General features: G+C 68.9%; 11 protein-coding genes. 10 read left to right on the plus strand and 1 reads right to left on the minus strand.

Annotated elements, in window-relative coordinates:
- Nucleotides 1-71: 71 nt before the first annotated feature.
- The gene (locus tag ACFYOS_RS28590; RefSeq protein ID WP_387148172.1) at nucleotides 72-545 is read right to left on the minus strand and encodes a hypothetical protein; all 474 of its coding nucleotides are present in this window, start codon (nucleotides 543-545) and stop codon (nucleotides 72-74) included.
- A gap of 481 nt (nucleotides 546-1026) precedes the next feature.
- Here ACFYOS_RS28590 and ACFYOS_RS28595 point away from each other — a divergent pair, with 481 nt between their 5' ends.
- From ACFYOS_RS28595 to ACFYOS_RS28640, 10 genes are all read left to right on the plus strand, one after another.
- Nucleotides 1027-1854: a hypothetical protein gene (locus ACFYOS_RS28595; RefSeq protein WP_387148175.1), complete on the plus strand. Its 828-nt coding sequence runs from the start codon at nucleotides 1027-1029 to the stop codon at nucleotides 1852-1854.
- 304 nt (nucleotides 1855-2158) lie between these two features.
- Complete coding sequence (locus tag ACFYOS_RS28600; protein WP_387148178.1) at nucleotides 2159-2995, plus strand: TIGR02452 family protein; 837 nt, start codon at nucleotides 2159-2161, stop codon at nucleotides 2993-2995.
- Entirely contained in the window at nucleotides 2976-3404 is a 429-nt protein-coding gene (locus ACFYOS_RS28605) for a hypothetical protein (RefSeq protein ID WP_387148181.1), read from the plus strand. Before ACFYOS_RS28600 ends, ACFYOS_RS28605 begins: the two co-directional genes overlap by 20 nt.
- 56 nt (nucleotides 3405-3460) lie before the next feature.
- The gene (locus ACFYOS_RS28610) at nucleotides 3461-4186 is read left to right on the plus strand and encodes a DUF5984 family protein (RefSeq protein ID WP_387148184.1); all 726 of its coding nucleotides are present in this window, start codon (nucleotides 3461-3463) and stop codon (nucleotides 4184-4186) included.
- A 572-nt stretch (nucleotides 4187-4758) separates the two neighbouring features.
- Nucleotides 4759-5061: a hypothetical protein gene (locus tag ACFYOS_RS28615; protein WP_387148186.1), complete on the plus strand. Its 303-nt coding sequence runs from the start codon at nucleotides 4759-4761 to the stop codon at nucleotides 5059-5061.
- A 167-nt stretch (nucleotides 5062-5228) separates the two neighbouring features.
- Complete coding sequence (locus ACFYOS_RS28620; protein WP_387148188.1) at nucleotides 5229-6071, plus strand: tyrosine-type recombinase/integrase; 843 nt, start codon at nucleotides 5229-5231, stop codon at nucleotides 6069-6071.
- A gap of 135 nt (nucleotides 6072-6206) precedes the next feature.
- Nucleotides 6207-7754 carry a DUF2397 domain-containing protein gene (locus ACFYOS_RS28625; protein ID WP_387148190.1) on the plus strand — a complete coding sequence of 516 codons (1548 nt, stop codon included), beginning with the start codon at nucleotides 6207-6209 and terminating at the stop codon, nucleotides 7752-7754.
- The gene (locus ACFYOS_RS28630; protein WP_387148192.1) at nucleotides 7751-8953 is read left to right on the plus strand and encodes a TIGR02678 family protein; all 1203 of its coding nucleotides are present in this window, start codon (nucleotides 7751-7753) and stop codon (nucleotides 8951-8953) included. Before ACFYOS_RS28625 ends, ACFYOS_RS28630 begins: the two co-directional genes overlap by 4 nt.
- Complete coding sequence (locus tag ACFYOS_RS28635; protein ID WP_387148193.1) at nucleotides 8950-13110, plus strand: TIGR02680 family protein; 4161 nt, start codon at nucleotides 8950-8952, stop codon at nucleotides 13108-13110. Before ACFYOS_RS28630 ends, ACFYOS_RS28635 begins: the two co-directional genes overlap by 4 nt.
- An 86-nt stretch (nucleotides 13111-13196) precedes the next feature.
- Nucleotides 13197-14384, plus strand: coding sequence for a TIGR02679 family protein (locus ACFYOS_RS28640; RefSeq protein ID WP_387148195.1), 1188 nt, complete (start codon nucleotides 13197-13199; stop codon nucleotides 14382-14384).
- Nucleotides 14385-14708 lie beyond the last annotated feature (324 nt).

Raw genomic sequence — 14708 nt, forward strand, 5'->3', positions numbered from 1 at the left:
CCGCCGATATGCGGATGCTGGCGCGGCTCACACGGTTCGGTCGAGGAGGTCCCGTCCCGCGGCTGGGATGGTCAGCGGGGTAGGTCGTCGGGCACGGGCAGGTCGAGCGCCGCGAGGAACCGTGCTGTCTTGACCTCTACGAAGATCTCGGCGTCGTCCAGGTCGTCGTCATCGTCCTCGTCGTCGAGATCGATCTCTGCTGGGTCGAGGTCCTCGGCGAGGTAGGCGGCCAGTTCGGCTTCTTTCGCCCTGCGCTCGGTGTCGCTCGCCCCGCCGTGCTGCTGTGCCCACCAGCCGCCCAGGCCGGCAGCCTCACGGGCCACGTCGATTGGGGCCGAGGCGTCCGGATTCTCGAAGTACGTGCGGGGGGTGTCGCCGAGATAAGCGACGCCGCTGCCGGGACCCGGCGGACGGTAGGTGAGCGTTGCGATGTCGCTGTCATGGATGTCGACGAGCAGCCACGGTTCCGGGATGGTCGGCTGTTCGGCAGGCTGGTGTGCCGTCCACCGGTGTCCGTCGAAGAGGTAGGTGCCGAAGAACCCCACGATTGATCTCCCGATCCCAGGGCGGTGACCGTTCACGGTTGAGCGGGCAGATCATCGCATGACGCTGCGGGCAGGGCGGTGCGGCCCGCAGCAGCCGGCTGGTGAGGCTCAGGGGCTACGGGGTGGCGTCGGAGGGCTGTGAGACGCGGCGTACCGCTCGCAGGTGGTTCGGCTACCTGAGGGGACGGCTGGATGCCCCGGGCAGCCGTGCAGGATTCGCTTGCCCTGGTGGGCTCGAACTCCGGGTGGAGCCTGCGGATATCTGATCGTGGTCATGCTGGTGGTCGTGTAGAACGGCGTCGTGGATGTTGAGGAGATCCAGGGTGGTACCAGCGGTGTCCGCGCTCACCGTGCAGATCTGATCCTTGGCGCCCGCTGGCACGGCCTGCTCCTCGATGTCACGTCTGCGCCCCCACGTGCGGGACTTGCGGTGGAGGCCACTGGGGGTAGGCGTCTTCAGATCCGGCAGGGATCGACGGTCGTGTTCCTTGCCCGCCAGCACGCTGCTTACCACTATGTCGATTACCTGCGGTTGAACGGCTACAGGTCGGTCATGCCACCTATCCGATCGGTGGAGACCCGCCAGCTCGGCGAGGCCCCGGCTGCCGACCGGGACATGCGATGGGCGTACCGGTTCGCGGACCTGCTCACCACCAGCAGCGTCGGGCCGCTGTATCCGAGCCGGTGGTTGTTGCAGGCGAGCGCACCGTACCTGCGGTATGTGGCGGCGTGCGGGTCGGTTCTCAAGCCCGCCCCCATCGCCGACCGGTGGTCCGAGCTGCTGGTCGACGATGGTGCCGGTGAGCTTGACTGGTACGGCCACGGCGGCAGCGGTCTCGTGCTCCCCATGCGACCGATGTCCCGGCACGACGATGCGCGGGTGAAGGCGTACCGCAAGCAGGTCCGCGACGGCACGATGCCGCCGATCCTGTTGTGGTGGGTGAGCAGCCTCGACTGCTATCTGCTCCTCGACGGGCATGACCGGCTTGCCGCGTGCCTGGCCGAGGTGGTCGAACCACCACTGATGACGCTGACGGCGGTCGTCGACGCCGACGAAGTGGACCGGCGGAACGCATGGTCGGTGCGCCGTCATGTCGAGACCGTCATTCACATCGAACGCGAAATCGCGAAGGGCACGCCGGGAGCCGCGGGCGCTCTGGTCACCGAGCAACGGCGGCTCGCCGACGATCTCGTGACGCCGAATTTCGGCGCGAAACCTACCCGGGCCTGGATGCTCGCCGGCGGCGTACCCGCATGGAACCGCGTGGCCGCCCTAGCGAATCCCGCATGGGCGGAAAATCATCGCTGACCGCTATGGTCGGTTTCTCGGCTGGGTCATTTCACTCACGCACGACCAGCGCTATGCGGTTGGCCTTCACGCCGAAGGAGAGGGACACGGTCACCGGCATCGGCTCGGCGGGCCCAACGCCTTGGCGGGCTCGTTCTCGTCGAGCCGCGTGCTCGCGTCGGCAAGGCCGGTGCATAAAGTCGGTAACGAGCCGCTCTTCCACGGCGTCGTGCAGGGTCGGGGAAACTGCTTGTCGGTAGCCGCTCTGCCTGCCTAGCCTGCTGGCTGTGCACGCCCTTCATTTTCGGATTCACCGGGTGTGCCGGTGAGCGGTCGTCTTCGTGAGATCGCTCGGCAGACGGTGGCGATCGCCGAGTCCGGTCGCTATCGCAATGGCACCGGTGATGAGGTCGTCATCGGTGAGGCGGTACGTGCCGCGGTCGCCGGCACCCGTCATTACCTGCCGGACGAGGTGCTCGCGGTGGGAAACGCGGAGCCCGGCGCCGGCAAGGTGGAGGTGACGTACGAGTCGACGTTGCAGGCGGCCTACCGGCTTAGGCCTGGTGCGGCATGTCTGGTGTTCGCGTCGGCGAAGAACCCGGGTGGCGGGTTCCTGGGCGGGGCGAAGGCGCAGGAGGAGAGCATCGCTCGCTCGTCGGCGCTGTACCCATGTCTACTTGCCGTGCCGGAGTTCTATGCATTCCACCGCGGGCAGCGGGATCTGCGTTACAGCGACAGGGTCATCTACTCCCCGGGCGTGCCGGTGTTCCGGGATGACAAGGGCAACCTGCTCCACCAGGCGTACATGACGTCGTTTCTGACCGCTGCCGCGCCGAATCTGGGCGCGATCGTGCGCAACCAGCCCGAGCACGCTGCGGATGTGCCGGCGGTGCTGGTCCGGCGTGCCCGGCGGGTGCTGGAGGTCGCCGCTGCGAACGGGCATCGAACGATGGTGTTGGGCGCGTGGGGGTGCGGGGTGTTCCGCAACGATCCCGCGACGGTTGCCGGCGCGTTCGCCGATGCGCTGCGGGTGGTCGACCGATTCGACCACGTGGTGTTCGCCATCCGCGACGGCCTGCCGGGCACACCCGTGTATCGCACGTTCGTGGAACGCTTTCCAGGAACTGCCGTGGATTCGGCGGGTGGTCACGATCGGGGGTGAGCGTCGCAGGATCCGTCGGATCCCGCAGGAGAAGAAGCAGCTCAGCTACGAGCACGACCGGCGGAACAACTACGGCGAGAACGACAAGAGTTCCCGCACGAGCATTCGCCGTAACAAGCGCTACCCGAACCGGTCGAACCGCCACCACGAGCGGCAGGTACTCGACGGAGCGGCTGGTCCGGTGGACGAGCGTGTCGCGGATGTGGTCGAGCAGACGCTGTACGTCAAGCGCCGGCGACGGTGGCGCAAGTGGCCGGACATACCGTTGGGTGTCCACGTCGAGGCGGCTCTGGAACGTCGGCAGCAGCTGGAAGGCGGCCGCAGCGAGCAGGTGGAGGCGAGGCTGCAACGCCTGCGGGGGCGGGGTGGGCGTTGTCCCGAGCAGGGCAAGCGTGGCTTACATGGCTGACGCCGCCAGTGCCCCACGGATCAGGTTCCGGTTCGAGCTGCGCCCGCTGGCCCTAGGTGCATCCATGGGGCCGGGATCGGCGCACTCTGCACTGGTTCGGCCTGACCGATGGCTGGTATTGGATCGAACTGAACGGTCACGAGCTGCTGCGCTATTCCGACCAGACGGTGCGCCGCCGGCAGGCCGACGGCTATGTGGGCCTGCCCTACGTCGACTACTACGTCGTTCGGCTGTGGGAGGACCTGTTGCAGTTGCTGCCCGCGGTACTGGAGCCGGTGCCTGCCGATCTGGTGCCGTTCATCGAAGCGGACTCCACCGGCTGGCCGGAGCGGGGTGAGCATGAGGAGGACTTCACCGCCGAGGTCTGGTACGGCGACCGCGTTCTCGATTTGGGCTATCTGCGCAACGGCCCGGTGATTCGATGGTGGCGCACCATCATCAACGGTGTCGACGCGGTGACGGTCGACTGGTGGAATCGACGCTGCGAACAGGACCTTGATGTCACGTTCGCCGACCCGGTGAGGGGCCGTCTGGTCCTCACCACCGAGGAGTTCATCGACGCCGTGCGGGATCTTGACCGGGACTTGATGGCGGCGATGCACGAGCGGATCACAACGCTGGAAGAGCGGCGCGTCGTACTGCCTGATGTCGAGGTGGACCTGACCGCGCTGCGTGCCGAGCACCATGACCGCGCCTGGTTGCAGCACGCCCTGGACCGGCGTGTGGAAACCGATTGGACAGCAGTCAGAGCCGGGGCAGCCTTGCTGAGACGCGCCTCATAACCATCAACGACGCCAGCGACGCGGAAGCGAGGGGTTGAGGCCAGGGCACAGGTGGGCAGGTGACACGCCGATGAGGTACACGCTCCAGGCCTCGGACTACCCGCCCGAGCGAGCAGGCATCCGCGGTCGACGGTTCGGTCTTGCTGCTTGACCGATACGACGATGCACCCATAGCGTCATCGCATGCTCACCTGTTTCCAGCAGGTGTGCTCGGAACATGTGGCCGAATCCCCCCTCGGACACCAGTTCTGGTGGAGTTCCACCGAAGATGAACCGGACGCGGCTCCGCTCCGATGCGCCGGCGTACCTACGCTCGCCCATGATCGTGAGCGTCGGCTAGCCGTACGTGGGCCCCGGCGCGCAGCGGGGTGTTGCCGGTTGGACCGGCCATGACACCAACTCGCCGCCGCGACCGTGCACAGCTCATCGGCGCGCTCATTCCGGCCCCGCTTTCCGACAGACCCCGACCCCGCCCGGCGCCGATGCCGGTGCTGCCCGCACCACGCCCGCCAGGAGACGCCTCACCGGCCGAGGTCCTGATCAGTCTGGCCCGTCCGGACCGTTCCGGCCGGGTGACCGAACGCGGCCTGCTGCGCGCGCTGCACTGGGGCCCGGGCCACCGCATCGCCATCAACGCCCAGGACCAGATGCTGGTGATCGCATCAGTGCGGGCAGGGGAGCACGTGGTGGGCAGCCGAGGAGAGCTGCCACTACCGGCCAGCGCGCGGCAGATGTGCGCGATCGTGCCTGGGCAGCCGCTGCTGCTCGCCGCCCTGGTCGCTCACGACCTGCTGGTGATCCACCCGGCCAGTACCGTCGCGCGGCTGCTGGCCGACCTGCACGCCCAGGTGATCGGAGGCCCTCGTGCCGGCTGATCCCGCCCGTGTCGCCGCCGCCCGGCAGGTGCTGGCCCATCTGGGCGTCACCCTCGCAGATCTCCAGTCCCATTCCGGTCCGAGCCTGCCGACGCTGGCCGAGTACCTGCCGAGGGTCGTTGCGGCGGCCGGGTGCCCGCCGCACGTATGGCACCTACTGGACCCGCATGGCCGCTGCCTGGGGTGAGCGTCCCTTGGACGCGGTGGTCGCCAGCGACATCGAGGCCATGCAGCGGCAGATCGCCGCGACCGCCCGGTCGCGGCGTAACAGCCGCGGCGGCCGGCGCGCTGGCGAGCACGTCATCGCTGCCGCTCGCGCCATCTACAACCGGGCCATCGCCGACGGGTTCCTCCCCGCCGCCGCCAGCCCGGCGCACCGAGTGGTGAAACCCCGCCGGCTGCCCAGCACCCGCCGCGCCCTCACCCCACCCGAACTGGAGCAGATCAACCTTGCCGCCCGCAGCAGCGGCAACGACGTCATCCTCGACGCCCTGCTGCTCCGTCTACACACCGAAACCGCATGCCGCCGCGGCGGCGCCCTCGCGCTGCGCCTCGACGACCTGGACACCATCCGCGGGCTCGTGCGGCTCACCGAGAAAGGCGCCACCCTGCGCTGGCAGCCGATCACCCTCGACCTCGCCGCCCACCTCGACGAACACGCCCGCACCCGGGGCGCGGTGCTGCCGACCGATCGACTGTTGCGCTACTGCAACGGGCAGGCGATTACGAGCCGCCGCTACGACCACCTCTGGGCCCGCCTCGGGAAACGCCTGCCCTGGGTCGCCACGCAGGGCGTCAGCACCCACTGGCTTCGCCACACCACGCTCACCTGGGTCGAGCGGCACTTCGGTTACGGCATCGCCCGCGCCTACGCCGGACACACCGACGCCACTGGACCGGCCACCACCACGTATATCAAGGCTGACCTGCAAGCCGTCGCTACGGCGCTGACTGCCATGACCGGCCAACCACACCCGCTCGCCACCACCGAAGACCGCGCTGGTCCGTGACGCCTGCTGGACCGCCCAGCCAGTACCGCCACCGAATATTCAGGGCTGCTCGATCGACTGGTTCGGCATACGAGGATGTCAGAACCCTCCGTTACCGTCGGGGCCAAGTGCAGTCATTCCGTACTGGGGAGGACGATGACCGATCAGGAGACCGGCGAGCCGGTGGCCTCGGACCATCGGGTCGCGCGCGACACGTCGACTCAGCGCGCCCTATTTTCGTACCTGACTGCCGAGGTGGCAGACGACTACATCGCCATCATGCGGGTCATCACCGGAACCCTGCTCGCCGACCTCTCCGCCGTCGAGATCGCTTCGCAGCTGGCGGAGCAGGGCACCGTCCTCGAGCCCGACACGGTGGAGGGTCGGTGCCGGCAGCTGGTGGAATGGGGCAACCTGGTCCGCTCGGTTCGCGAGACCCGCGTGCCCACCGTCGCTGCCTATCACCGGTCTCGGTCGCGATACCAGGTCTCGAAGCTGGGTGGGCGCCTTCACCGCGAGGCCGAGGAGATCTTGCGAGCTGTCGACGGCGCGCGTGAGGTGGCGCGTGAACTGCTCGCGCGCATTGTCGACAGCCTGCAACAGATCTTGGACCAGGTGGCGAACACCCGTCGAACGGTCGACAGCGAGGCCCTCGCCGGCGCGGTGACCAGCGTCTTCACCGACCATCGAGTCTTTACCGAGTCGGTCACCGACTTCTACGCCTACCTGGCGGGCGTGCTCACCCGCTACGACCTTGCCGATCAAGAATATGCCCAGTTCAAAAGCCTGCTGCTCGACTACGTCGATCTCATCGGCGCCGACGTCAACCGTAACGCCCCGCTCATCCGGCAGCGGCTCCTGTGGGTGGTCGAGCTGATCGACAGCGTGCTGGACAACCTGCCGGTGCTGGTCATCGAAGGCATGGGCACGGACGTTGAGCGCCTGCCCGGGCGTACGCGCGACGAGTGGGAGCAGCTTGCGTCCTGGTACGGCGCTGGCGACGCGCGCTCCGGGCCTGACCAGCTGCGCGCCGCCGCGCGGCAAGCCCTGGGACAACTCATCACCAACGCCCGCCGGATGTTGACCGCCTCCGGCACCGGCCTGTCCCGGCGCGCCGATTTGCTCAAGCTCGCCGGCTGGTTCCACACCGCGGACAGTAAGACCGCGCACCGCCTGTACGACGCCGCGTTCGGCGCCTACCCGGCGCGCCATCTACTGATTGGGCCGGAGGAATCGGATGTGGCCGCCGGGCCGACCGTGTCGTGGTGGGACGCCGTGCCGGTGGACGTACCGGTGTCGCTGCGCGAGCGAGGTGACCGGTCGGCCCGGGGCCGCAGCTCCCGAGTCCCGGATCCGGGAGCCGACGCCCAGCACCTGCTGGAACAGGCGCGGCGACGCAACGAAGCCCGGCGGGCTGCCGCGGCCGAGCTCATCGCCGTGGGCGCCCTGCATCGCAGCCGGCTGAGCCGTGCCGCCCGGGACCTGCTGCTCGACAAGCTGTCGCGCTTGATCGCCGCCGTGGTCGCGGGCGGCATGGCAGCCGAGGACAGCGATGCCGATCTCGACCTACTGCTTCGGATGACGCCTGCCCGTGGGCAGGTCACCGTGGTGACGGGCGACGACGGCACCGTCACCATCCATGACGTCACTCTGGTCGCTCAACGCCTGCACGCGGCTGGCCGCGGCCTGGCGGTCCCGGCATGAGCGGCGCCACCGGCACGGCGTCGCAGTCGGCCCGGGAACGGCAGGATGCGGCCAGGGCTTTGCTGGCTCGCCCTTTGCTGACCGCCGCTCACGCCGAGGAGCTTTCCCTCGTACGCCTGCATGCCCCGGCTCTGCGCAGCGTGTTCAAGACCACCCTGGGCTACCACCTCGTTGTCGAGTCGACGTTTGCGCGTCTCACCAAGGGGCCCATCAGCGCGGACGGACCCGCACGCCCCGCGCGCCGCGCCGACGGCAGCGCCTTCACCCCCGTTACGTACACCCATTTGGCGTTGTTGTGCGCCGCCTTGCTGGCACCGGGCACAGGGGAGCAGATCCTCATCTCGGCCCTTATCGAGCAGGTGCGGTCCGACGCGGCCACCATCGGCGTCCGGATCGGGGACACGCTGCCGGAACGCCGGGCGTTGGTGACCGCGATCGGTCATCTGATCGGCTGGGGCGTGCTGTCGGAAACCGACGGGACGGCCGGTGGCTGGGGCGAACGCCGCGACGAGGCCCTGCTGACGCTGCACCGGGCGGCACTGCCACACCTTCTCGCGCGGCCGCTGTCGGGCATGGAGCATGCCGACGACCTGCTGGCCGAGGACCCGCAGACCGCCGACCAGCCGCGCCGGTCCCTGCGACGCAAGCTGGTCGAGAACCCTCTCGTACGCCGTGAGGACCTCACCGACGCTGAACGAGATGTGTTGTCGCGCGAACGCACCGAACTGACCCGGGTGCTGGCGGACAACTTCGGCCTCACGCTCGAGGTCCGGGCCGAGGGCGCCCTTGCCTACGACACGGCCGGCAGCCTGACCGACGTCACTTTCCCCGGCAGCGGCCGGGTCAAGCAGGCCGCGTTGCTGCTCCTCGGGGAGCTCATCGACGCCCGTACGCCGACGGCCGGCGCGAGCGTGACCCTCGACGACGGGCGGGCGGTTCCGGGGTTGGCGGTGAAGTGGTCTGAGATCGAAGCGACCCTTGCGTCGCTGACGAACCGACACGCCAAAGCCTGGGGCGAGACGATCGGACTGCGCGATGAAGCCATCGCGGTCCTCACCGACATGGGGCTTGCCCGGCCGACTCCCGAGGGAATCGTCGTCCATCCCGCTGCTGCCCGTTACCGGCCGCGCCCTCAATCCGCACCGCCGACCCGCGCTGCGCGCCGCCTCGCCGACCAGCTCGAACTGGAGATGCCGTGACCGACCTGTTCGACCGGACCCCTCTGCGGCAGTATCCGTACCGATGGCGGTTGTCGCGTGCCGGCTTCGTCAACGTGTGGCATTACTACGAGAACACCTTCGACATCTCCGGCGGCCGGTTGATCCTGCGTGGCTCGAACGGATCCGGCAAGTCCCGTGCCTTGGAAATGCTGCTGCCGTTCCTGCTGGACGCGGATCGGCGCAACATGGGTACGGGCTCGTCGGTCAAGATGGAGGACCTGATGAGTGCGGGCGCCGGCGAGCAGACCAACCGCCTCGGCTACATGTGGTTGGAGCTGCGCTGCGATGAAGAATCCGCGGAGTCCGGCGATCCGGTCACGCGGTTCCTCACCCTGGGGGCGCTGGTCCGTTTCGCAGTCAGCACCAAGGAAGCGAAGGTCTGGTACTTCACCACGCCGCTGCGCGTCGGGGCGGGGCTGCGCTTGCTGGGCGCCGATCGTCAGCCGCTGTCGCGACGGGACCTTGCCGACCTCGTCACCGAGGAACGCATCACCGACGTCGCCGAGAAACACCGCGAACGGGTACGCGCCGAAGTGTTCGGGCTTACCGGGCAGCTCGGCCGTGAGCGGTTCGATGGCCTGACCAAGTTGCTGCACACCTTGCGTTCCCCGGATGTCGGCAACCGCATCGAGGAGGGGCGCCTGCCGGCGATCTTGGCCGACGCGTTGCCGCCGCTGTCCGAGGAGGCCTTGACCGACGCGGGTCAGCAGCTCGACGGGCTCACCAGCACCCGGGAGGACCAGCAACGGCTAGAGGCCGCCCGCGATCAGGTGCGGACGTTCCTCGACGCGTACCGAAAATACGTCACCGGAGTGCTCGCCACCTCCCTGCGGGACCTGCGCTTCGACGCCGAGGAAGCGCGGCGGGCCGCGGACGACGCGCGTGAGCGCGCGAACCGCGCCGCTCAGCTCGAGGAGCAGCTCGCCGCTGACACGCTGCGCCTGGAGGAACGAAACCAGCAGGCCGAAGGCCTCGAAGCACGCCTGGACGGGTTGCGCGACTCCGACGACTACCGCAGCGGACAAGAACTGGGGCAACTCGGCGCGGTGGTGAACGCCCGCGCCGGCGAAGCCGACACAGCGCTGAAGGCCGCAGACGGAGCGCGCCGCGAGGAGGAGCGGCGCGTTGCCGACACGGCCATCCTGGCCGGCGATGTCGAGCGGGCCGCCGGCCGGATCTCCGCCACGCTCCGGGACACCCGAAAACGGTTGGCCACGGCCGGCATCACCGATCACGAGCTGCCCACCGAGGTGCGTGCCGACCGGCGGCCGGGACCAGCCGCCCCTCGTACGGTACGGACCTCGCGCCTTGCCGAGCCGGACATCCTCGACACGCCGGTTCCCGACGTTCTCGCACTGGAACCGGCGAACTTGGATTTTTTGACGGACGCCGCACAGCGGACTGGACAGCTCGCGCGCACTCGTGCCGCGCAGGCGGGCAACCGTGCGATCGAAGCACGCTCCCTGAAGGAGCAGCGGCGAGAGGCGGACCAGGCTGCCGACAAGGCATCCGAAGTTGAGGAGCGGGCCACGGAGGCCACCTCCGACGCCGAGCAGGCCGCCGAGGATCGTGACGATGCGGCTCTCGCCCTCGTCGACCGGTGGCGGAATTGGATCGAGAGCCACACCACAGCGGAACTCCTCGGGCCCGTCAACTGGGCATCGGTTCCGGCCCTTCGCCGAATCATCACCGATCGGACGGCGCTCTGCGGTGAGGGAACGGACGTGGCCGACCTGCAAGAGCTGGACGGCGCGGCTGACGACGCCGTCACCGACGCCACCGCGCACGTGGACCGAGCACTGGAGCGCCTCCGCGACGCCGACCATCTGGCACAGCAGCAGGCCGAGGCACTTACGGTCGAGCAGGCCAGGCTCCTGGCCGAGCACGACCCGGAACCCGAGGCACCCGGCTGGGTTACCGGCACCGACGGCGTGCCGTTGTGGCGATGCCTGGACTTCGCCGAGGCAGCCGATGCGGACCTGCGCGCCGGTCTCGAGGCAGGCCTCCTGGCCTCGGGGCTGCTTACCGCGACCGTGGACAGCACCGGCCGGCTCGTCGCCACCACCGGCCACCTGCTCTTGACACCGGTACGGGAGCGGGTGCCCGTACCGCTGTCCACCGTGCTCGTCGTCGACCCGGCCAGCCCACTGCCCGCCGCGGCGGTTCAAGCTGTCCTGGACCGGATCGGGCTGGACGACCCCACCGTCACCACTTGGATCGGCGGCGACGGCAGCTGGGGAAACGGTGCCCTTCGCGGCCGGCACACCGTACCCGCGGCGCGGCACATCGGGGCCGCGGCACGGGCAGCAGCGCGCGCAGCACGGCTGTTCGACATCGAGCGCGACCTGAAACGGCTCGCCGACGAAGCCGAGCTTCGGCAGGCCGAACGCATCGACCTGCAATCCCGCCGGACCGCTCTCCGTGATCACCACCGCACCGCCCCCCGGTCCGCGGCGCTGACGCAGGCGCGTACCCTGGCCCGGGAGAGGGCTCGACAGGCCGCTCGGACCGCAGCTGACGCCGTACGGTTGCGAGCAACGGCCGACCAGCTCTCCCGAGCCTGGGCCGAGAAGGACCGCGAACACCGCCTCGCCTGTGCAGAGTTCGGCCTTCCGGACGACGAAGACTCGTTGCGCGCGGTGCAGGAGGCCGCACGGTCCGCCGCGGACAATTGCGCCACGGTCACCGAGGAAGCGAAAGACGTCGCGCAATTCATGCAGCGGTACGCGGACTCGGTCACGGCCGTCACCAAGTTGGCCGGCAGGCGGGTCGAAGCCGAGAAACACGCGGCCGCAGCTTGGCAGAGCTGGCAGAACGACGAGACGCGGTTGCGCGCTCTGACCGAGGCGGTCGGTACCGCCGCTGCCGAGGTGCAGCGCCAGGTCATGGACGCGGAAACCCAGCTCAGGAAGATCAGGAACGCCATTCGGGAAGGCACGGTCGCCCTGCAGAACCTCAGCCGCGACGCGGGAACCGCCGGATCGGAAGCCGAGACAGCAGCGACGCGAGCCGGCGAACGCCGTACCGGATTGGGACGGCGCGTGACCGCGGTGCTGGATCAACTCAACCAGCCCGGCATCGTCGACACGGCGTTCACTGCCGCCCCCGGTGACGTCTTCACCGACCTCGCGCCGGAAGCGGTCGCGGCTGAGTCCGCCGCCGTCGCTGCGGCGCTGCGCGCGGGCCGATCCGACGAGAACGCCCTGTTCCGCGCCCAGCAGGCCTTCGAACGCGAGATATCCGGCAGCTACGACGTTGCCGCGACCGTGGTGGCTGGCATCCGGCTGTTCGAGCTGATCGACGCCGACGGCCGCCGACCGCTGGCCCTCGCCGCGATGGAGATCGAGCGGCAGTGCGAGGTCGGTCGCGCCGCCCTCACCGAACGCGAGCACCAGGTCTTCCACCGGTTCGTCCTCGGCGAAGTAGGGGAGGAACTGCGTCGCCGACTCGGCCAGGCGACCACTCTCATCACCGCGATGAACGCCAGCCTCAAGTCCATCCGAACTAGCCACGGTATCGGCGTCCGCCTCACCTGGAAATTGGCTGAGGAGGCGGGCAGCGACATCGTGCGGATCAGAACCCTCGTCAGCACCGCCGCCGCTGTGCGTACCGCCGCGCAGGACACCGAACTCACGGATCTGCTGTCCAGCAGGGTCGCGGCCGAGGCGACCAGAGACCCGACCGCCGGGTACGCGGTCCACCTGCGCGCCGCCTTGGACTACCGCGCCTGGCACACCGTCGAGGTCATCATCACCGGTCCCGAAGAGGGCAGGGAACGACGGATCAGTCGGCGGGCGAAACTCTCCCAAGGCGAAACCCGTTTCGTGTCGTACGTGACCCTGTTCGCGGCGGTCGACGCCTACTTGTCCGGCCTCGAGAACACCGACACGGCGCTGCGGCTCATCCTGCTCGACGACGCGTTCGCCAAGGTGGACGAGCAAACCATCGCGGAGCTGCTAGGCCTGCTCGTCCGCCTCGACGTCGACTTCGCCATGACAGGGCACGCGCTCTGGGGCTGCGTTCCCCAAGTGCCCTCGCTCGACATTTACGAGATCTGCCGCGAAGAGGGAACTCCAGCCGCCACCGCGCACGTGCACTGGGACGGGCGCACCCGACACTTCCTACGCGCCGCATGAACGGCCCTGGTGCGCTCCCGCCTGAGCTGCGCGAGTACCTGGCAACGCCCCACTTGGCGCCGATGTGGCAGGCAGTCCGCGCCCGCTTGGAACGCAACCGCCTGCAGCCGACCGGTACCGTCTCCGTCAACCTCGACCAGATCGGTGCGGATCGACTCTCCGGGCTGCTCGGACGCACCGTCGCCGCGGGAGCCCGGCGTCGGATCAGTCTGGCCGACCTGGATGCGGCGCTGCGTGGCTCCGACGGTGGCCGCGGCTTGGTCTCTGTGATCGAGATCCTCGACGGTCGCCCAGTCCTCGACCGCGCTGGCGCCCGCGACAGCATCCAGGCGGAATGGGCTGAAGTGTGGCGGCGGCTGGATTCGTCCCTCGCCGAGGCCGGGCTGGCTGATGCGCCGTGGGTCGCGGACTGGATCGACAGTCTGCGTCGCTCGGGCATTCTCACCCGAGCCGGGACCGTTGCCGCCGACCGCGCCCTGTCCCACGCCGTGGCGGGACTCGGGATCCTGCTGAAGGGAGCCGAGGGACCGCAGTCCATCCGCGAACTCGGCGCTTTGGCCAGTGAGGTTACCGGCACCGCGCACGGCTTCGACGAGACCACGCTGGCCGCTGGCGTTCTGTTGCGAGCCGCGGCTCATGCTCTTGAGCGGCCGGCTCCGGAGACCGCGGCCGACCGCAGGGAGCTGTGGGAAGCGCTCCGGGTTGCTACCGACTCGCTGTCCGGAACAGTTCTTGCGTGGCAGATCCGTCCACCGGGTACGGACGGTTGGTCGCGTATGATGCGAGACCGGGCGGACCTGGGACTCGTGACTCACCTGACACTGCATGAACTCGATGTAGCGGGTTCCGCATCGCTGGCGCCGCGGGGACAGGCCATCTCCGTCTGTGAGAACCCGCAGGTATTGCAGGCTGCGGCCCGTACGCGTTCCGAGATGCCGCTACTGTGCTTGTCTGGCAATCCTGCGATCGTCGGAACCCGACTGATACGAACAATGGTCCACCAGGGCAATACCCTCCGGTACCACGGCGACTTCGACTGGCCCGGGGTTGCCATCGCCGCCCGCGTCATGGACCTCGGGGCTGAACCGTGGCAGATGTTCGCCGATGACTACCTGGCAGCCGTTGAAAGGCTCGATGACGATCATGTCCTCGCTCTTACGGGCAATCCGTCGCTGACCCCCTGGGATCCTCGGCTGGGGCCTGTCATGGCGGAGCGGGGCGTGGCAGTTCACGAAGAATTCGTCCTGCCCAACCTCCTGGCTGACCTCCGATGAAACGAAGAACGCCCTGAACACCAATCACCGCAGGGAGAGCGGCAGGTTCCTTCGGTTGCCGTCGGCGTCGGGGCCGCCCCTCGCTCAGGAGGTGATGCGACCGCCTACGGCAGCTTGTCGTCGTCATGAGCGGGGCCAGTCGTGCCCGCGATTCGCCCTATCGCAGGAGTGCTCGTTCGTCGACGTGGATGTCCGGCTGACCGGTTGGGGGTGTGCTCTCGGCGAGCGCTAGTACGGCAGCCGCCGTTCGGGATCATGGTTGAAGTTCGAGGTTGAGCCGTCGGGTGTAGTGGGCTCGTCGAGCTCGGGCTTGGTGGCGCCGCC

It is taken from the genome of Micromonospora sp. NPDC005806, assembly GCF_042871425.1.
Taxonomy (GTDB): domain Bacteria; phylum Actinomycetota; class Actinomycetes; order Mycobacteriales; family Micromonosporaceae; genus Micromonospora.

What these genes read in the sequence shown, in the direction of transcription:
- ACFYOS_RS28630 (WP_387148192.1), top strand. Translation starts at nt 7,751, where the DNA reads ATGAGCGGCGCCACCGGCACGGCGTCGCAGTCGGCCCGGGAACGGCAG.
- ACFYOS_RS28625 (WP_387148190.1), top strand. Translation starts at nt 6,207, where the DNA reads ATGACCGATCAGGAGACCGGCGAGCCGGTGGCCTCGGACCATCGGGTC.
- ACFYOS_RS28620 (WP_387148188.1), top strand. Translation starts at nt 5,229, where the DNA reads ATGGCCGCTGCCTGGGGTGAGCGTCCCTTGGACGCGGTGGTCGCCAGC.